The organism is Pseudomonas sp. efr-133-TYG-103a, assembly GCF_030209235.1.
Lineage (GTDB): Bacteria > Pseudomonadota > Gammaproteobacteria > Pseudomonadales > Pseudomonadaceae > Aquipseudomonas.
Genome location: NZ_JARVSK010000013.1, coordinates 43,322 through 63,046 on the forward strand (window position 1 = coordinate 43,322; position 19,725 = coordinate 63,046).

General features: G+C 55.5%; 18 protein-coding genes. 3 read left to right on the forward strand and 15 right to left on the reverse strand.

Annotated elements, in window-relative coordinates; all coding sequences use genetic code 11:
• Window positions 1-309 precede the first annotated feature (309 nt).
• The 7 genes from lapD to QRN36_RS11610 form a co-directional block, all read right to left on the reverse strand.
• Window positions 310-2,256: a cyclic di-GMP receptor LapD gene (gene lapD / locus QRN36_RS11580; protein WP_285424201.1), complete on the reverse strand. Its 1,947-nt coding sequence runs from the start codon at window positions 2,254-2,256 to the stop codon at window positions 310-312.
• Window positions 2,256-2,960: a cysteine protease LapG gene (gene lapG, locus QRN36_RS11585; protein WP_373568736.1), complete on the reverse strand. Its 705-nt coding sequence runs from the start codon at window positions 2,958-2,960 to the stop codon at window positions 2,256-2,258. Before lapG ends, lapD begins: the two co-directional genes overlap by 1 nt.
• Window positions 2,961-3,054: 94 nt before the next feature.
• Complete coding sequence (locus tag QRN36_RS11590; RefSeq protein WP_285424202.1) at window positions 3,055-4,392, reverse strand: DEAD/DEAH box helicase; 1,338 nt, start codon at window positions 4,390-4,392, stop codon at window positions 3,055-3,057.
• A gap of 59 nt (window positions 4,393-4,451) precedes the next feature.
• Window positions 4,452-5,351 carry a drug/metabolite exporter YedA gene (gene yedA, locus QRN36_RS11595; protein ID WP_093469187.1) on the reverse strand — a complete coding sequence of 300 codons (900 nt, stop codon included), beginning with the start codon at window positions 5,349-5,351 and terminating at the stop codon, window positions 4,452-4,454.
• Between the two features lie 181 nt (window positions 5,352-5,532).
• On the reverse strand, window positions 5,533-6,171 hold the full coding sequence (locus tag QRN36_RS11600; RefSeq protein WP_285424203.1) for a PolC-type DNA polymerase III: 639 nt from the start codon (window positions 6,169-6,171) through the stop codon (window positions 5,533-5,535).
• 86 nt (window positions 6,172-6,257) lie between these two features.
• Window positions 6,258-6,737: an NYN domain-containing protein gene (locus QRN36_RS11605; protein WP_093469181.1), complete on the reverse strand. Its 480-nt coding sequence runs from the start codon at window positions 6,735-6,737 to the stop codon at window positions 6,258-6,260.
• Window positions 6,738-7,002: 265 nt separating this feature from the next.
• A complete protein-coding gene (locus QRN36_RS11610) occupies window positions 7,003-7,800 on the reverse strand; it encodes a DUF2076 domain-containing protein (RefSeq protein WP_285424204.1) in 798 nt (265 codons plus the stop codon).
• Between the two features lie 191 nt (window positions 7,801-7,991).
• On the opposite strand from QRN36_RS11610, the gene QRN36_RS11615 reads away from it, so the two are divergent.
• The 3 genes from QRN36_RS11615 (at window position 7,992) to QRN36_RS11625 (ending at window position 11,528) form a co-directional block, all read left to right on the forward strand.
• Entirely contained in the window at window positions 7,992-8,645 is a 654-nt protein-coding gene (locus tag QRN36_RS11615; protein ID WP_285424205.1) for a YciC family protein, read from the forward strand.
• A gap of 9 nt (window positions 8,646-8,654) precedes the next feature.
• Window positions 8,655-9,746 carry an endonuclease/exonuclease/phosphatase family protein gene (locus QRN36_RS11620; RefSeq protein WP_285424206.1) on the forward strand — a complete coding sequence of 364 codons (1,092 nt, stop codon included), beginning with the start codon at window positions 8,655-8,657 and terminating at the stop codon, window positions 9,744-9,746.
• A 1,170-nt stretch (window positions 9,747-10,916) separates the two neighbouring features.
• Window positions 10,917-11,528: a hypothetical protein gene (locus QRN36_RS11625; RefSeq protein ID WP_285424207.1), complete on the forward strand. Its 612-nt coding sequence runs from the start codon at window positions 10,917-10,919 to the stop codon at window positions 11,526-11,528.
• On the opposite strand, the gene QRN36_RS11630 is transcribed toward QRN36_RS11625, so the two are convergent.
• The 8 genes from QRN36_RS11630 to QRN36_RS11660 all read right to left on the reverse strand — a co-directional run bounded on the left by QRN36_RS11630 (window position 11,525) and on the right by QRN36_RS11660 (window position 19,685).
• Window positions 11,525-12,271 carry a hypothetical protein gene (locus QRN36_RS11630; RefSeq protein ID WP_285424208.1) on the reverse strand — a complete coding sequence of 249 codons (747 nt, stop codon included), beginning with the start codon at window positions 12,269-12,271 and terminating at the stop codon, window positions 11,525-11,527. The two genes, QRN36_RS11625 and QRN36_RS11630, sit on opposite strands and share 4 nt — an antisense overlap.
• Window positions 12,272-12,389: 118 nt before the next feature.
• Window positions 12,390-13,337 carry an STM4504/CBY_0614 family protein gene (locus tag QRN36_RS11635; RefSeq protein ID WP_285424209.1) on the reverse strand — a complete coding sequence of 316 codons (948 nt, stop codon included), beginning with the start codon at window positions 13,335-13,337 and terminating at the stop codon, window positions 12,390-12,392.
• A gap of 62 nt (window positions 13,338-13,399) precedes the next feature.
• A complete protein-coding gene (locus QRN36_RS11640) occupies window positions 13,400-14,017 on the reverse strand; it encodes a DUF4055 domain-containing protein (protein ID WP_285424210.1) in 618 nt (205 codons plus the stop codon).
• Window positions 14,018-14,538: 521 nt separating this feature from the next.
• Window positions 14,539-16,341: a hypothetical protein gene (locus QRN36_RS11645; protein ID WP_285424211.1), complete on the reverse strand. Its 1,803-nt coding sequence runs from the start codon at window positions 16,339-16,341 to the stop codon at window positions 14,539-14,541.
• A gap of 284 nt (window positions 16,342-16,625) precedes the next feature.
• Window positions 16,626-17,822, reverse strand: coding sequence for an endonuclease domain-containing protein (locus QRN36_RS11650; RefSeq protein ID WP_285424212.1), 1,197 nt, complete (start codon window positions 17,820-17,822; stop codon window positions 16,626-16,628).
• A gap of 21 nt (window positions 17,823-17,843) precedes the next feature.
• Complete coding sequence (locus tag QRN36_RS27560; protein WP_373568737.1) at window positions 17,844-18,101, reverse strand: DUF2199 domain-containing protein; 258 nt, start codon at window positions 18,099-18,101, stop codon at window positions 17,844-17,846.
• A 165-nt stretch (window positions 18,102-18,266) separates the two neighbouring features.
• A complete protein-coding gene (locus QRN36_RS11655; RefSeq protein ID WP_306470360.1) occupies window positions 18,267-18,548 on the reverse strand; it encodes a DUF2845 domain-containing protein in 282 nt (93 codons plus the stop codon).
• Between the two features lie 231 nt (window positions 18,549-18,779).
• Entirely contained in the window at window positions 18,780-19,685 is a 906-nt protein-coding gene (locus tag QRN36_RS11660) for a LysR family transcriptional regulator (RefSeq protein ID WP_285424213.1), read from the reverse strand.
• Between the last annotated feature and the right edge of the window lie 40 nt (window positions 19,686-19,725).

Sequence of the window (19,725 nt, forward strand, 5' to 3'; positions counted from 1 at the left end):
TATGCAGGAAGTATCATTTTTGATGATAAAAAATGACCAATAGCTCTTCTAGTTAATGGTCGCGGGACGACAGCTTCACCTCACCGTATCGCAGGTTCAGGCCAGATCTTTAGGATCCTATTTATATAAATTACAGGCGAAATGTGTCACAAGGCTAGTATTCGATTTCAGGATCGATAACCGTGATGGAAAGCCTTCGACTATTGCTTTGGATGATGTTTTTAAGCGCGGGATTCGGCGGCTTTTACCCTGCGCGATGACCGCCGTTTCAGGGAGAAATATGATGGTCTGGCGTCTTGAAACGGCCAATCACTGCCAGGGCGCCGGATCACCAAAGAGCTGACCTTGCAGACCCTTGATGCCCATTTCTGCCAGCACCTGATGCTCCCCGGCGGTCTCGACGCGCTCGGCAATCAATGGCAGATCGATGCTGTGCGCGGCCCGCTGCACAGCCTCGATGAACAGGCGCTTGTGGTTCTCCTGATCGATGGCCCGGATGTAGCTGCCATCGATCTTCAGATACGCCAGCCCCAGATGCGCCAGATTACCGATGATGCTGAAACGCCCGCCAAAGTGCTGCAGCGCCAATGAGAAGCCCGCCTCTTGCAACCGCCGGGTCAGTTTTTCCAGCAGCGCCTGCTCCGGCAATTGCTCTTCGCCGATTTCCAGCGTCAGGCGCGGCCCCAGCCCAGGCTGTGCACGCAATGCTTCAACGATGCGGGTCAACGCTCTGGAGTCATTCAGCGTCGCTGCGGAAAGATTCAACGCCAGACGCTGGTCGTGCGTCTGCAGATGCTGAAGCACCTGCTCGAGCATCAACAGATCATGCCGGGACGACCAGCCAAAGCGCTCGAGCCACGGCAGAAAGCGCCCGGCGGGAATCGTCTGGCCATGCGCATCGACCACGCGGGAAAGCACTTTGTAATGCAGCACCTGGCTGGGCTCTCTGGCATCGACCACCGGCTGAAAAAACAGCTCAAAGCGACCGTGGGTCAAGGCCCCGTCCAGCAATCGATGCCAGGCATGATGGTCATCGCCCAGATCGCCAATCGCGCCACGTTCGATGCAGCACCACGTAGGATCGCCGCCCGCTTCGGCCTGCGAAAGCGCCTGATCGGCCAGCCCCAGCAGGGTCAGCGACGAGTCACCGGGGCTGTACGGCGCAAGTCCCATGTACGCCACAGGCGCAACATCGCAGGCACCGGTCGTTTCGAGGCTGTGCAGCGATGTTTCAAGGTTGTGGGCGAGTTGCAGGGCATCCTCGCGCACCATGCCGGGCGCAAGTACCGCGAACTCACCGCCCCGAATGCGGCTGACAAGGTTGCGCGTCTGTGCAAAGGGCTCGCACTGGCGCACCAACAGCTCGGCGACCGCGACGATGAGAGCGTCGGCGTGCTGGCCACCCTGGCGCTCGTTCAGCCCGGCCAGATCCTTGACCCGCAGCAGCAGCAAATAACCTGCGCGGCTGTCCTCCAGCTGACTGACACGTGCGGTCAGCTGCATATCGAAATAGCGCCGGTTGGACAGGCCGGTGAGGCTGTCCTGATAAGACTCGACACGCAGCTGCTCGCTGCGCTCGGTGCTCTCCTCGAACAGCGCCTTGAGCTTCTCGACCATCTGGTTCATCGCCTGAACCACACGGCGCAGCTCTGGTGTGCGCGGCAGCTCGGGCGAGGTGAGAAACTCACGACGGCCGATCGCCTGAGACTGCGCCACCATGTAGTCCAGAGGTTTGAGCTGGCGACGCAAGAGCAGCCCACCCGCCAACGCGCTGACGACGCCGCAGGCGACCAGCCAGCCGAGGCTGCCGAGCGCGCTTTGCCACAGCTTGGCCAGCGCGAACATGGGATGGCTGACCACTTCCACTCTCGCCGTCTGCTGCCAGCCCCGGCTCACGATGGCTTCGCCGGCGCCTGGCTCGAGCCCTATCGCATCGACGAACCATTTCGGTACATCCTGAATGCCGGTCGCCGCGCGGCGTTCGACGATTGCAGCGCCGCTCGCCAGATCAACCACACGAATGCTGGCGTAATAGCCGCTGTCGAAGATCGACGTCACCATCAGCTCGATCATTGCCGGGTCGTCGACGTTGGCGCTGAGCGACAACGCCAGCGAGGTGGCGGCGTCCTGCGCGTGGGAACGCAACTGGTTGACGTACTGCGCCCTGGAGCTTTCCAGGCTGACGACGAAGCCGCCGGCGAAGGCGACCACCAGAAACAGACAGATAGCAATGAACAGCTGCTTGAACAGTGACATCAGTGCTCCTCATTCCCAGGCTCGGTCGGGAAGCCTTCGGCGCCCATTTTTTTCAGTACGTCCTGCCAGCGCGACAGACGTTTGCTGTCACCTGTTTTTTTATTGCCCTGCGCGCCAGGCAGCCACACGCCTTGCGCGTTGAAGGCGTAGACCGGCAACAGATCCGGGCGCTCGTTGGCAGGTTTGATGTCGTCGATCAGGCTGTCGAGCACCAACGGCACTGCGTCCGGGCTCGAATAGTAGGTCAGCACCATGTGGGCGCGGTTCAGGCGCAACGCCTTGACGTAGGTAATCAGCAGCTTCTCGCCCGGAATACCCAGTCGGCGGAGGCTGAAATATTTGGCGATGGCGTAGTCTTCACAGTCACCGGCGCCCTTGATCAAGGATTCGACAGGCGTGGCCCAGTAATCGACCTCATGCCACAGGTCGCTGTCTTCTTCGTAGCGCAGCTGCTTGTTGAAGAACTGATTCACCACAGCCAGCTTGTCCATTTCACTGACCTGCTTCTCGGTTGCCAGCAGATCCTGCCAGGCATCGATGCGTTGCCGTCCGGCCCCCGACGGCCCGTACAAGGTTTCGGCGCGGCGACTGATTTCGGAAAAATCCCAGTCGGCGGCGAGGTAACCCACATACGCCATGCACATCGTCGCCAGCGCGAATAGCAGCCGACTCCGGAAGCGCTTATGAGCTGGACGTACTGCCAATTTTTTTATCCATCTGGCAGGCGGGTAACTCAGGCGATGGTGAGCGGTCGGCGGGCAAAAGACAATGGCGTCTTGAGATCACCGACCGAGCGCATCATGGCTTGCGCTTGCGCGGCCCGGTGTTGAACGCAGGCACCTTGCGCACCGGCTTGACGTCAGGCGCCTGGGCCACGGATTCACCGCTGTCGACCCACTTGCCGAGATTGCGCTTACCGCCACCGCCGCTGGCTTTGGGTTTCTTCGGCTTCTTCGGTTTTTTCAGGATCGCCCCGGTGGCATCTGTGGCGGGAACGCGATGCTCGGGTTCGAAATCCGGTTCTTCCTTGCGTTGCAGCGTCTGACGCGTCAGCACCTCGATCGCGCTGAGCAACTCGACCTCGTCCGCACACACCAGCGAAATCGCCTCGCCGGTCTGGCCTGCGCGCCCGGTTCTGCCGATGCGGTGAACGTAATCCTCGGCCACGATCGGCAGATCCAGGTTGACGACGGTTGGCAGGTCGTCGATGTCCAGGCCACGTGCCGCGACATCAGTGGCCACCAGAATCTGCACTTCACCTGCCTTGAAACGGTCCAGCGCACGCTGGCGAGTGGCCTGCGGCTTGTCGCCGTGAATGCCGTCGGCGTTGATGCTCAGGCCTTGCAGGCGGTCCACCAGCTGATCGACGCCAACGCGGGTTTTGGCGAACACCAGCACCTGGCTCCAGCGCAGTTTCTTGAGCAGATGGATGAACAGCTCGCTCTTGCGCTTCTTGTCCACCGGCACGACCCACTGCTTCACCGAAGACGCCGCGACGTTACGCGGGCTGACCTCGATGCTCAGCGGATTGTCGAGCATCTGGCCGGCCAGGAGGCGGATCGGGTCCGAGAAAGTTGCTGAAAACAACAGCGTCTGGCGGCGTTTGGGCAATGCGGCGTAGATGTCGCGCAGCTCTTCTGAAAACCCGAGATCGAGCATACGGTCGGCTTCGTCGAGGATCAGCGTCTGAACCTGAGAAAACTTCACAGCGTTCTGACGATGCAAGTCCAGCAAGCGACCGGGCGTGGCCACCAGCACGTCGACACCACGGCGCAGTTTCATCATCTGCGGGTTGATGCTGACGCCGCCGTACACCGCGTAGGTGGCCAGAGGCAAATGCTCGGCGTATTGGCGAATGGCTTCGTGGACCTGTTCGGCGAGTTCACGCGTGGGCACCAGCACCAGCGCGCGGACCGAGTTGGCAGCGACTTTCGGCCCTTCCATGGTCAGGCGTTGCAACAGAGGCAGCGCGAAGCCCGCTGTCTTGCCGGTGCCGGTCTGGGCGGCGGCCATCAGGTCGCGGCCTTCGAGCACGGGAGGAATTGCCTTGGCCTGAACGGGGGTTGGCGTCTGGTAGCCGAGTGTTTCGAGAGCACGCAGCAGGGGTTCGATCAGGCCAAGAGAGGCGAATGTCATTTGATTACCGTTGAAAAAAGGTCAGCGCACAGGTCTGGTGAAAGACAATGGCGCGCAGTTTACCCTTTCTGCAGCGGTTTCTGCTTGCGCCACTGCGGCAGGCCGATCAGCACCACGGCGCTGATGATCACGGCCATGGCCGCCGCTTCCGCCGCCCCGATGTGTTCGTCGGCAAACAGCACGCCCAGCAGGACTGCCACCGCCGGGTTGACGTAGCAATAACTGGTCGCGGCGGCCGGGCGGACGTTTTTCAGCAGATACATATACGAGCTGAAGGCAACGATCGAGCCGAATACCACCAGATAGGCCATGACCAGCCAGCCCGACAGACCGGGCGACTGGGTCACGCGCTCCCCGCTGGCGAAGCTGCCCACCAGAAGGACTGCGCCGGCGACGAGCATTTCACAGGCGCTGGCCATCGGTCCGCCCGGCAACGGCAGGTAACGGCTCCAGACAGAACCGAACGCCCAGGTAGCGGCCGCGAAAATCACCAGTGCCGCGCCCATCGGACTGGCTTGAAGGTTGGAGCCCAGATTCAACAGCGCGATGCCCACCAGCCCGAGCAGGATGCCGGCCCACTCCAGACCGGTATTGCGATGGCCCCACATCAGACCGAACAACAAGGTGAACAGGGGCACGACGGCGACTGCCAGCGCGGCAACCCCCGACGCAACGCCTGCGTGCTCAGCCAGGGTCACGCCGCCGTTGCCGCAGGCAAGTAACAGAAAGCCGATCATGCCGGCGGCTTTCCATTGCTTGAAGGTCGGCATCGGTGCGCCGCGAAACCGCATGAACGCAAACAGGATCGAGCCTGCGATGGTGAAGCGGACACCGGCCATCATCAGGGGCGGCCATGTTTCGATGCCGATGCGAATGGCCAGGTAGGTTGAGCCCCAGATCACGTAAAGCGCGAAGAAGGCACCGATGAGCAACAGCGGAAAACGGCGGGAGGCAGGCATGAAAGGCTCGAATACAGTCGTTTATTGTTGGAATGATTCTAAAAATGTCCAAGCCGCTGGCGTCAGCTACAACTGAGGTTTATTCGACCCGTACAATTTTCATCACGCGCCCACTCTGGCCTCTTCCCGGCTGAAGCCGGTCCTACAAACAACGCGCAACGTCGGTCCCACCGATTCCCGGTTAAAGCCGGTCCTGTTGACCCGCCGCGAGGCCTCGATGCTTGCTGATGGCGTCGGCAATCTTCTTCGCGGGGACTTTTTGCAGCGTGCACAGCAACTGGTGAGAGACGCCGGCGAGCCCGTGGGCATCGCGCAGTTGGTGGCCCAGGTGCAGCGTCAGGTTGGCAGCCATTTCCGCGTCGGCCATGGCCCGGTGAGCCTTGCCGGTGTGGGGCAAGCCGGCCCAGCTGGTGAGTGTGCCGAGCTTGTGGTTCGGCGCGTGGGGCAGAAGGCGCCGCGCCAGCAACATCGAGCAGGCGAAGCTTTGCACGCGGTTGCGCTTGATGCGGGAGAGCTCGAAATCCCAGAATTTCTGGTCAAACGATGCGTTATGCGCCACCAACGGCGTCGAGCCGACGAACTCGACCACCTCGTTCATCACCCGCTCGGCGGGCGGTGCGGTGCGCAACATGCTGTTGCTGATGCCGGTCAGCGACTCGATGAAGGAAGGGATGCGCACGCCGGCATTCATCAGGCTCTGATACCGCTCCACGATCACGCCCTGCTCTACGATCACCACGGCAATTTCCGTGGCCCGGCAACTGCTGCTGGGCGATATCCCGGTGGTCTCGAAGTCGATGACGGCAATGCGTTCTTGCATGTGTGAACCTTTCTTGAATGACCAAATTGCCTGTAGGAGCGCGCTTGCCCGCAGACCGGGAGCAAACGATAGAAGCGTGTCGGCGGTCAGCTTTTGAGCAGCAACGCGCCTTCGATCGGCACATATCGGCTGGCAGCACGGATCAGCGAATTGGCCGTCAAGCCAGGCACGCCGTAAGCCACTGCCTCGACGCCATGCTTGCTGATGATGCGATCGAGCAGCAGATCGAAATCGCCATCGCCCGAGGCCAGCACGACCTCATCGACATGGGGCGCGACGTCCATGATGTCGATCGTGATGCCCACATCCCAGTCGCCCTTGGCCGAGCCGTCCGAGCGCTGAATGTAGGGTTTGAGCTTGACAGTAAAACCCAGATTTCGAAGGATTTGCTGGAATTGCTGCTGCTTGCTGTCGCCTCGATCGATGGCGTATGCATAAGCTTCGACGATCTGCCCGCGCCGACTGATGTCGGCCCACAGGGCGGCATAGTTGAAATGGCAACCATGGGCCTGACGCACGGTGTAATACAGATTTTGTACGTCGGCGAACACCGCGATCTTTCTCACCGGAACTCCTCGATGCGCTGACAAGCGACAAGGGCCCGAAAACCGGACCGGCGCTCAGTATGCCAGTTTGAGAAGTGGATTGAAGGGCTGTGTGTCAGCCTGGCAGGCAATGGCGCGCTGAAGCGTAAGCGCGAACAGCGCGCTGCGGGAGTAATGAAAAAGCGCGCCTCCCGGCGTTTGCGATGGGCCAGTCAGCTTTTGTGTGCTGGTCCACTGCTATCGCGGGCAAGCGCGCTTCTTCAGTTTTGAATGACAGGATCAGCGGTCAGACGTAGGAATCGTCGTCATCGCCGCCGAAAAAGCCACCGGTGTCATTGCCGTAGTCGGTATCGGTAAAACCACCGGCGTCATTTCCCCAGGTGTCGTTACTGGTGACACGCTGCTGGTCATCGCCCCAACCGCCGTCGCCATTGCCGACATTGGTGTCGCTGGCGTGCTGGGCCGGTTCTTCCTGGATGATCTCTACGATCTCCTGCGGCTGGCTGTTGTGGTGGAACAGGCTGCTGATGCCTTCTGCGAGCATCACGCCACCCGCCACGCCGGCTGCCGTTTTCAGCGCGCCACCAAGAAAACCACTGCCGATGGGCGCAGCTGGCGCCGCTTGCGGCTGGGCGTAGCCACCTTGTGGGGGCGCGTTATACGGAGGCGGGCTGGCAGGTCCACTGTCGCGCCAGCCGCCGGCCGAAGGCTGCGGGCTGGAAGGACGCGAGAATGACGACGCTGGCTGCTGCGCCTGCGGTTCGCGCGAACCACCGCCAAAAATGCTCGACAAGAACCCTCCGCTGCTCTGCGCTGGGGCCTGGGTCTGCGCCCTCGCGCGCTGAAGCTCGGCCTGCAGTTGTTGAATCTGCTCGTCGCGCTGGCGGCTCTGGGTTTCCAGCTGCTTGATCGCGACTTCCTGCACCAGAATCGCCTGCGCCATGTAATAAGGCGCGGCGGGCTGGCGAGTCAGGTGTTCCTTGATCAGCGCTTCGGCCTGCGCATCTCGTGGGGCCGAATCGGTTTCTGCCTGCTTGAGTTTGGTAAACAAGCCGTCGATCAGGGTTTGTTCTTCGCTGTTCATGGCGACCTCGTTAGATTGCCGTAGGAATTCTGTTGGCTGGGCGTATGCTCAGACACATTCAGTAATGGGGCTGTTCAAGTGCGTTTCAATAGAATGTAGAAAAAGTTAAGAACGCCGCCAGCGCCCATCCGGTTGGCCCGTTCTGCAGCTCTACGTTACAGTGTCGGCCTGCTTCTGCCTGTGATCTTTCAATGAATCCGCTGACCATTCTTCAAGACTCGATGTACTTTTTCCGGCGCAACTTCGCCAGCATCCTCAAGCTGTGCCTGCCGCTGGTGATTCTGGAAGCTGTCACCAAACAATGGCTGGCAGTCGGGCAAAACTCGGCGACGTGGCAGTTGCTGATCGGCCTGCTGTTCTATCCGCTGTACACCGGCGCGCTGATTCTTTTTCTGGATGCGAAGACCCGCGGCGAAGTGCCGACGACGCGTGATCTCTTCGCCACGACGCTGATCATGTGGCCCAAGTTTGCCGTCCTGACCATTCTGAGCACCTTGTTGATCATGGCAGGCATGTCGCTGTTCATCCTGCCCGGCGTGTGGGTCATGATCAAACTGGTGTTCTCCGAGTACCTGCTGGTCTTGCGTGGCATGGGCCCGCTGCAAGCCATGCGCGAGAGTTTCAAGATGACCCAAGGCCACGTGGTGCGCATTCTGCTTTGCGTGTTGTGCGTCTACATTCCACTGTCGATGCTGGAAGCGGTGAGTTACTACGTGCTGCCCGAGCAACAAAGCCCGCTGCTGTCGCTGGCGGTAGACAGCACCTCAAGTTTTCTGCAGTTGTTCATCAGCGTCGTGATGTTCCGCCTGTTCATGCTGATCGACGAACCGGCGCGGTCGGCCTGAGGAACGCCCATGCCCCGTCCGACGCGTTATGCCTTGTATCTCGCGATCGCGCTGGTGCTCCTCGGCGCGCTGATCTATGACGTGACCTGGCACCCGGCGCGTCATGAGCAGATTCCTGTCAGTTGCAACGTCAAGGACGCCGCGCCGCCCACGCTGTTACCCGGCCAGGCGCTCAAGGTCATGACCTGGAACATCCAGCATCTGGCGGGCAAGCGCTACGTCTTCTGGTACGACATGGCTGACGGCAGCGGCCCGGATGAGCGCCCTACTCCCGAAGACATTGCCTACAACCTCGATGAAGTCGCGCGCGTGATTCGCGACGAGCAGCCGGACGTCGTGCTGCTGCAGGAGGTCGACGACGGCGCCAAGAACACCGGATACAGCAATCAGCTCGCGCTGCTGCAGGAGCGTGTCACTGACCTTTATCCCTGCAGCACCGAGGCGTTCTATTGGAAGTCGGACTTCATCGCTGACCGGCACATCTTCGGCAGTGTCGGCATGAAGCTGGCGACCCTGAGTCGCTATCAGCTTGAAAAGGGGGAGCGCGTGCAATTGCCCTCGGCACATGGCGACCTGATCGGCCGCCTGTTCGCGCCGCGCCCGGCGCTGTTGGTGAGCTACCTGCCCATACGCGGCGGCGGGGATCTGGCGGTGGTCAATACGCAGTTGAGTGAGCCGCAGCCGGATGACGACACGGCGCAACGGCAGGTGCAATCCATCACCGGATTGCTGAATGCGTTCGAGCAAAGCGGCAGCCTGTGGATCAGCGGCGGCGACTTCAATTTGCTTCCGCAAGGGCAATACCCGCGCTTGCCGCCCGAGCAGCGTCAGCGCTACTCGCCCGACAGCGAGCTGCAGCCGATGTGGGATAACTTCCCGATGATCCCCAGCAACGCGGAAGCCAATGGCGACGAGCGGCGCAAGTGGTACACCCGCTTCCCCAACGACCCACGCGTCAGCGGGCCGGATCGTACGCAGGATTACCTTTTCCACAGCCCGAAACTCAAACGCGTCGATGCTCAGGTCCGTCAGGCGGACACATTGCTGATCTCCGACCATCTGCCGGTGATCGCCCGGTTTTTGCTGCCCGCCGGAAAGTAACGGCTTATCTGGCTGACGCCTCCGTGCCGCAGAGCGGAATCACTTCCTCGGCTTGACCCGTGCCGTTGGCTCAGCCACCAGCGGATCGTCCGGCCAGTAATTGCTAGTATCGCCTACCTACGCAGACATTGACTCCTCACACAGTCCGTGAATGCTAGCGTCCTCAGATAAATTGCCATTGGGTCATTGACAGTCAACCGAGATCTCGAAGATTGACAGATTTGCGCTGAGTCAAGACTGACATTGACAGCTCCGAGGGCGAAAAAGGCGCGGAGGGCGATATGACATTGACAGTTGCAGCCAACCGGTCTGAGTGGCAGTGCGAGAATCCTGCTAAGAATGCGGCGGGAAGGATCGCATAAAATAAATATGAGCCATCGGGCAATTTGCCCGTTATGCGAAACACGCAAACCGACACTGATAACACTAATCCTCCAACAGTAGAAATTATCAATGAATGTTGGATGGGTGTGACAAGCAAATACCAAAATACCAGTTTACTTTTGGCTTTTGGGCAATCCTTGCTCAATTTGCACAGTTGTGCCGAAGCCTAGCCTGCTGTGCGCAGGGCATTCATGCAATGTTTATTACGATCTAGCATCACAACACATCACATCACAACCACACACTATCTTATTATATTAAAGGCCCGAACTAGTGATAACTTTAATAGAGCCTGCTTCCTAATGGCGCTATTCCAACGCTGAAAAATTCAGACTCACCAACATGTTCTGAAGCCTTAGCCGACCTCCTTTTGCTCCCTTTCTAATCTCTAGGAGTATATTCGGCTCAGACTCACACCTATTAACAATAATCAACGTTCTTATTGAGTCGTCCGGGTTTCCTAGACACTCTCCAACCTCAAGAAATAACGTTTCTCATACTCTACTGGAGACAGCTGCATAGCACACAGCCATCAACATCGCATCGATAGCTAGGTCGCTGCACATCCTTGGCTTCATTGACCAACCAATTACCTAGCGTGAGAACAGATCCAGACATGTTAGGCTAAACGTACGAATTTGACGCCACTGATCGCTGAATATTGCAGGATTGAGCTCTCTAAGATCTATGAAGCTGACAAATCGAAGTCTCATCTGTAAAGATACAGAGATGATAGATTTTCGAGAGACTTGGGATTGTAGTTCTTTGGCTAAGAAGGAATCTTGTATGCTAAAGATCCTTGATGTTACAGACGAGCTCAAGGTCTACGCCAACAAGCACGGAAGTCCCGACCTCTTTTTTCAGGGAAGACACGGACTACGACTGATCATCTGCGATCCGAGCGACGACACTCTCCAAAAACTTTGCCGGACTGGTCATAGACTATCTGCCAGTCACACTGCGATGGAGCGATTCTGGCAGATCGACAGGACAGTGGGTCTTTTCCATCTTCTCATCCGTGAGCTGGGCCTTAACGTAGCTGTCCGCGAAATCGAAGCGCTGGGCAATACAATCCGCGTCAGAGAGAACGGCCACACAGCCCCTGCAAACCCCGAACTCCCGCCATTCTCGTACGACCAGATCACTGCCTCAGGCGACCACCTGCTATACGATCACAACGGCTCACGCTTCCATTTCGGGCTAACCCTCGAAGGCGATGAGGTGGCATTCTTTCACAAGTCACCATCTGGAAGCCCATTCCGTCATCACAAGGACATCGAGCCGGGCATCCGTGATTTTGCAGTCAAAAGGCTTTTTGATATTTACAGTGCCGATCCGAGCAAAGCGCGACTGGAGTGGGTGGCAGATCTCGTGTTTGCGAGGGATTTGGGGCTCTAGGCTTGCCGATCCATCCAGAATTTCGTGGCTTCGATAACTTCAACGACACGCAGCTTCAAACCCCCGGTCATTTTGACGATCTCAAAGTCGTAGGCCTTTTTAGCTGCAATCGATTCGGGATCGAGTCGCTCTTGAATACTGGGCAGCCCCCCGGGGCTTGCTACAACGGGGCTGATCGGCCATGTATCGAGTTGTTCAGCTAAAAGCCGGATTTTGTCCGTCAACACAAGCCAGTCCAGTGCATGTTCTGGCGAAATCGAAGCCGCCATGCCCAGTGAGTGCTGGAAATCAGGAAGCCTTGAGTGGGCTGTTTCCATTGCTGACTTGAGGCTCAGGAGATTCTTTTGCTCAAGCATCCCGCTCTTGAGCGACTTCAAGTTTTCGATGTCCAATACCGCAACGTTGATCGAGGTGATTGGGGTCTCATGACCGAAAATACTGGAGTTATCGTAAGCATGGATCACTGAAGCGGCGATGAGATTGAGCGGGTGCAGTGTCAGGTTTTCTCTTCGATTCTTCGGAACAAGCTCAACGATCACGTAGAAGATGTAGGCAGAGAAAAGCCCCACAAGCAGGTCGCTGGACACGCTTGCTGTCGCATCAGCACGCAAAATGGCAGCGACCCGACCACCCTCCAGGAGGGGCCACAGATCCAATTTTAGGTTGATCAGGACGATGAGCGACAAAACCAGCAGCGCTGCGCCGAGCAGCCACTTCTCCTGCGTTTCTCGCCAAATCCACATGCTCACACCTCCCTAAAAGCCTGCTAGCTTAGCGGTAGGGAGGCGCTTTGACATCAAATTTGGGATGCGGACTGTGATTCTTCAAAAACTGACTATACGCAGCGTGTTAGCCACTGCATCACTCGTTAGGCGCGGCTCCGGCGGTCTTTTTCTCCAAGCTGCACAACATGACGATAGCTGAGGCAGTCATGTGCAGAACGTATGCAGCGATCTCTGGCTCGACTTCGGAGACCTCCGAGCCTTGACCGTGCCCACCCTCCTTATTCCTGATGGTCGGAACACTGCTCTCCAGCAAGGTTGAGAGAGCATTCAGGTGGTTCTGGTGATACGACGGCAGAAAATCGTTAGCGAGCAGTACCCCCAAAAGCTTCTTCGCTGGTGAAGTTTTGTCGTACTCCCAACTTCGTAGCTCCAACACCACCTTGATAGTACTCTCAAAAGCTTTAAGAGCATCGTTTAGGGCTTCTTTTAAGTTACCGTGCCGATAGTGCTCGTATGCGCCAAAGAACTCATCCCTAGGCCCAGCATACTCTACTTGGTTCAAGAAGCTTATCGCCGGTTTGACAGCCTCCTGGTGTAAAAACTCTGAATCAATTCTCAGCACCCGGCCATCATTGACTTCGTAACCTTTACCATGTTCTTTGAACCGAATGTTGATCTCCGACATGCAGTCGTCAATGTATTTGCCACTGTCCTCATTCGGATATCCATACGAATACGACTTATCTCTGTATGATTCGGCGATTACGAAGCAAAGTTCAATAGCATCAAGAACTCGATCAATATCCCGTTCAAGAGAAATGAACTGCCTCAGTTCATCCATCACTGAGGCCCGAGCATGAAGACCTGTTACAAGCTTATAGACCCCATACTCCCGCCGCAGCACTTCGCAAATATCTCCGTAATTACGCTCCTGCTCATTTCGATCTTGAATGCCAAGTGCGTCGTCGATTACGTAGCACATCTGAGCGCGTAGGTTCGCATTAAAGTCGTCGTACGTGTAGACATCAGGCTCCATACCGAGCTCACGCTTCCTACGTTTTGAATACAAATCGATGACTGTCATAGAGCCTCCCGCCGCTGTGAATGAGCATCATAGCGACAGGCGGGCCTTTTAACATCAATCCGTCAAGCGGCGACGTACTCAGTTGCCAGCCTGTCCGCGTTGTCTTCCTGGTTGAAGTCATTCCTGAGCACGCCCCGGCGCTTCAGCTTTGCCAGGTATTCGAACTGGCTTAGGTCTCCATTCGCACGAGCGGTTGCCAGGGCCTGCAGCTCTTCAGTACTCGCGTCGATCCCGTATTCCGTGTTGATGTCGACAGTGAACGATGCGTTGCTCACCCTGGAGAAGCGCGACACCATCTCAAAAACCTTTGCGATCGCTGACGCTGTTGCGGTTGCCATTGACGCGATCTGGTTGTTGTTTTCACCGGCATTAAGCGCACGCCCAGTTGCTGTCTCTACAACCCCGTTGTTCTGCAGCATCTCAATCCCGTAGCTGGCCATCAGGCCTTCTAGATCTTGCGGGCTCTGCCGGCCCGCAATGATCGCATTTCCCGAGTGCTCAACGAATTTCAGGTCACTCCCGGCGTTGGCCACAATTGCACTGTCTACACCGATCTTCATCTCAACACCTTCCTCAACGCCCGATGCGAACAGAATGGGAACGCGGGCAACGTGCACGATGTTCCGCTGGTCGCTGTGCTCTTGCCAATGCGCGACGTTCATATGCGCCAGATCGATCATAGGTGGCGAACAGAACAATGTGCCCCTTGTCTCTGCAGGGTTTGAGTGGATCGCCGTTCGTAGTTCTCGGACTCTTTAACAATTACGGCATCGCTGGTGTGATTGGCGGCATCTCTGGCATGTACATCGTCGTAACTTTGTTGATGGTTTTTGCTGGGGGTTGACCAAGCCTATTCCAGTCGCGGATGTAACAGAAGTTGAGGCTGATGCTCAGACAGAGCCCAATCCAGCAGCCGCGGTGAAATAGCAATGTCGATATGGCGATCTCCGTAGTTGAGTCGTCCTACAAGATTAAAAAACAGGCCCTGATGGCCTGTTTTGTGTTTAGGATGGCATCGCGCGCGCATCGTCTATCGTGCGTGATCGATTTTCGAGTCCGGAGCCGCTTTTGGCCATTCCGACCGTCCAATCTCACAAGCTGTGACAAATATCGGTCATGCGATCCAACGCCGCATTTCAGGACTTCACGGTTTCAGCGAGCCGAATCACTGGTCGATCGTAATGATTGAGAGCCACCTCGTCTAGTTGTTACTCTTCGCTTGGCGCAGCTCCTCTCTTAAGGCATCAATCTCAGCGAGCAATTTTTTGTTCTCTTGCTTGAGAAATTTTTTCGATGGGCTCTCAGGATTATGATACGAGGGAATATCGTAGAGCAGCTCCAACTCATCTTTGTACGGCATCAATGGTTGGTATAACTGATAGAATGCACGTCCGACTGCGCCACGATACAGTTCCAGTATCGGTTTTTTTGCTCCGACAGAAAGTATGTGATCGGTCGCGATTCCGGGGTAAGGATCAATGTAGATAATTTTAACGACACCTAATTGGTAGGCTTTTTTTGCGCAAAGCTCGCAGGGGCTCGCCGTGGTGAAAAGAATTCCTTCCCAAAGTTTTTGTCCGCCATTTTTCGAAATCTGCAAGAAGGCATTTTCTTCCGCATGCAGCGATCTAGTATGGACTTGATTTCTTTCCCCCTCAATTTCATTTTGTATTGCCTTAAAGCAGAATGGAATATTTCGCTTTTGAGTGGCGCCAGATTTGATCAGCTGAAAATATTTATCACTAAGCGCTTTGCGGAATACGTTATCATTTTTCTCATATTCGCTATAATCATCAGCATTTACTCCGCCCAGCAAGTCTTCTGCGCTTCTCAGCAAGCAAGGTGTTTGCCCTTGCGGCGTACTGTTCCAACCGACACACTTAACGCTGTAACTATCGTCAGTAACCACAGCGCCTACCTGTCTCGATATGCAACCTGAGCTCTGTTTTACCGTGTACGCTATTTGCATACAGTTCTCAACTGATGTGGGCATCACTAGCCCCGGATGCATCATCAGTGCCAAATACCACGCTAGTTGACTTACCAAATCATTTTGATGGAACTCACTCGACTTAGAGTTGTGGATGTGAATGTCAGCGATTTCGATGCATGCTTGGATATTTTGTGCAATGAATTTATTGGCGCCGGTGATTTTCCCTGGATATTCTTTGTTGTCAAGTGCGGTTATTTCATGGCTTGAAAGCTTCCTATATTCATGCAGGCTGCTCAGCCTCTTAGAGTTAGATGTGTTGATCGATATTAGGTAAAAGTTTGCATATCTTCTCTTAAGAAAAAACGCTTCGTATGGATTTCTGATAGCGTCAATAACGACTCTGCAGGGCACCCCTTTAGCTTTTGTGGCCCTGCGAATAAGCTTGATCAAAAAATTTAGATGCTTAGGAAAATTAAATAGTTTCTCAACGTCAAAAAAGTCGCTATTTGCTAATCCTGATGATCTAACATTGTCTCCTGTGGTTTGATAAAGCTTTGTGAAGCTTGCTCCTCCCAGCTTGTTTTTTAATTCCTCAGTGGCAGAAGGGATGGTTGAAAAATAGAGTTCAATCCAAGAGTCAATTTCGCTTGGTTCGACTTTTCCGTCGAAGGAATGAAGGCGGAGAAGCTCTTCCCTTACATTGCCTAAGTCGTCATAGCTCGCAGCGGCTTCTTCTTGGAGAATATTTGCCTCTGCTACGGATGTCAGGTAAGTTATGAAAGGGTCCCTGTCGAGTAACAGTAGATGATACGTGATTATTGATCGCGCCTCGAGCCTGTAAAACGGGCTCCACTCCAGGCCTTTTAAATATTTGTGGATTATTTTATGCTTTTTTAGTTCGTTTTCTGTAAGCCCTTCATAACCATTAGCTGGGAAGTCGAAATCCGCGCCACCTAATTTTCCAGCAGCAGTTGAGCAGCCGGATCCCGTACGTCCCGTCAGGCCTATTATGAGAAAGTCTTTCGCTTCATCATACACACCATTTATAGCCTCTCCTGTTTCTGTCGACATGTGTCTTCCTTTTATCGTCTTGATCATGCAGCGGAGGTGGGCTTATACGTAAGCTCGGCGAAGCAGGCAAGATGGTTACCATAGGCGCTGCTTTTTTTGCTGCCAATCAAATATAGCTGGCTTTTCAGCCCGCCATAAAAATTTCGACGTTACTTTCTGTCGCATTGCCTAACCAGGCTCCGCGGACAGAAGCGGTCACTCCTTTCTTATTCCGCACAGGAGGACTGGCAACGATAATGGCGTTGACTGATGAGCGCTCCAGTAATGTGGCACTTCTTTTCAGCTCATTTTAGGTCACTGGCACCGTCGTTCTCGGCTTGATGACTGTAGTCATTCAACAGCGCACGAAAGCTTAACCTGGGCCGGATCGGGTGAACCAAGTGCATATACGGAAACTTTGATTCCTCCATAAGCTCACGGAAAACTTTTCCAAATACCGGATCCTTGATGCATCGATCTACGATCTCCGAAAACATCTGGTTGCGAGCTAGAAACAAGCTTTCACACTCAGAGACAATTTTTTGCTGGATGAGAGGGTCAGTTACCGTATTCGGGTAGATGATACGGGCCCACTTGAAGGCGTCCGAAAGAGGTCTGAGAGTTTCGCCCTCAGTTAGCTTATTACGTAAATCTTGGGCGAAGGCCCTTTGCTCGGGATCAAGATTCGCTTCCCAGATCCTGTGCTCGGTTTTTTTGACCATGGATTCCATATAATAACGTTCGAGGCTTATAGCCGATCTGAAATCGCCTATTGCAGCCTGATGAACGCTGGCGTCACCGATCTGCTTTGCCAGCTCTGACACCCCTTCGGTAATCGAGAAAATACCTCCCTTCAAGCTCTTGAGATAGTGCTCGATGGGTTTCCGTTTCACCCCAGACAGAGCTACAGGATCCTTTGAGACTATCTGGATAGACTGCGCAGCAATTGGCTCAAGCGCAAATTGCTTGACCTGCTGTACTGCCTTAAATGGAGTAATAAAGACAACACTCGCTGGTATGCGCAGAACCTTAAACCCATGGGCGAGCGAAAATTCATCACGGATCCGATCACGCTCAACTGCCTCTGGGGAGGAGTGATATGTCGCCCCATCAATCTCGACAATGAAAATGTTATTAATGACGAAATCGAAACGATATTGTTGAAACTTGACTTGCATCGCCAGTGAAATACCAGGAGCAAGCAGCTTGCCCTCATTGGGTAGAAGACAAAATTCGCTGACCATTGCCTTAAGGAAGGCTGACTCCGCCGGCGATTCGCAGCCTCGGATGAAGAGGGCCAGCCAGTCGTCGTCTTCGGGGGTTGCCGTTACCCAAGTGCGCGGCGGCGCGCCTTCAACCCTAGGGGATGTTAAATCCTCCCAAAGCGTCCATGCGATGAAGAGGACACCAAACCACACATACGAGAACGCCAGGCTTACAGGAATCAGAACAGCGATAATCCCAAGCCGGCGCCAGATCGTTTTGTCGAGTTTGTTTGCCATCCGAACCGTCCTTGTTTCGCTTCATCGTGGGAGACCTGATGCTCCTAGAAGAAGCAAAATCCTGCGGCATCCTATCAGCTTTGTCGGCCGCTGAACTATCAAGGCGGTGTTGCTTAAGAAGTGCTTGTCATCGATCACGCACTGATCCGATGACAACTCACCTCGCTCAGCGCGCTCGGATTCAGGCATCGAGAACCAATGGTCGGGCGCACCCGGCCCGAAGCACATCGGTAGATCGTCGTGCTGTTTGTTGCAGGTACTGCACAGAAAACTGCTCACACTAACACCAGGCTATAGGTTGAATCTGTTGGGGGGATTTTCAGGCGAGTGAAATATACGATTTTCTTTCATTTCATGTACGGGCGGGGCAGGTCGTCAAGCTCTGGCTGCTGTCGACCCAAAGCGGAAGTACCCTGGCTATACCGACACCTCTTTTGTACAAGATCACCGTTTGCTACGAATCCTTACCAGCTTTGAACCTTCGAACCTTAAATATTGGTACATCCCGCCTCGGGGCCCATATACCCATTCCTCGGCGCCGATGAACTCCCGATGATCCAGGACCCGTCGGTCTTCAATGATACCGGTCTGCTCCCGTCTAGCCGGAGCGCCGCACTTTCGGAGTACCTGATCGGTGGAGTCGCCTTCAGACGCTATGCCGTTTTCACACCGCATTGATGCCTGTGCGCCAGTAGCGGTAAGCGCCATCAGCATCATCGCGGTCATCGCCACCCTGGTTGAACGAGGGATCTTTCTTTCACTAATCACTTCGTAACTTCCTGATTGTCAGAGTGCTTCGGATGATGCTGTTTGTAACGGAGCGCCACTATCTGCGCGTTTGGATTCAGCGCTAAATGTGGGGTCTGGAAAGCAGGGATGACTTTTTCGTAGTAGCAGTAGGTCTCGTCCTGGCGAGCAGATACGTAGTCGGCGGATCTGCCTCCATGCTATTGGCGTTTACGTGTCATCCGGCAAAATTCGGTGATTCAATTCCGCGTGAAGAAAATCAATCAATGCACGTGCCGAAGGCTTGATAGGGTGGCCTGGTGGATACACCGCGTGGACTGATTTAGTACCGATTTTCCAATCTGCAAGCACTTTGACGAGACGGCCGCTCTCGATCTCTGATCGACATCCCCAAGTCCCTGTCGAAATTATCCCCAGGTCTGCTAACGCCGCTGCCGTAGCAGCCTCGTTTACAGTTACCGATACTTTGCCTTCCACTCGAACCGTCGTGCTACGTCCATCGCGTTGGAAGACCCAGGCCTCCCGAGAGAAGCCCGATGGCCCCATGATGATTGAATGTTTGGCCAGATCCGCTGGTGACCTCGGTACTCCGAATCGCTTGAGATAACCGGGAGAGGCCGCTAGAAATCGCTCAGGGCGACCTATCAGTCGCGCAACAGCGTTAGAGTCATCGAGGGGCCCGAAACGCAAGGCGACATCAATGGCCTCCGAGATCATGTCCTGAATCTGGTCGGTCAGAACAAAATCAACGCGCAGCCTTGGATGGTCGTCCAGAAAGCGGCGCATGCGGGGAATGACCTCTCGTATCGCGAAGCTGGTAGCGACACCCACTCTCAGGTGCCCGCTGAGTTCTCCGTTTCCCCGGACAGCGTGATCGGCATCGTCCATTGCCAGTAGTATGGGTTCTATCCTCTCCAGATAAAGCTTCCCGGCTTCTGTCAGCGTCACCGCGCGCGTTGAACGAGCGACAAGAATCGCACCTACGTCCTTTTCCAGATTCGACATGACCCTCGACGCTGAAGGTTGTGACAACCCCAGCTCTCGCCCGGCGGCCGAAAAATTCCCAGTCCGGGCGACTCGCACAAACAGGCGCAGCGCGGCGAGCCGATCACTCATGAGGCATGCTCACCGGAGGCAGGATACGATTGTGTTCGCA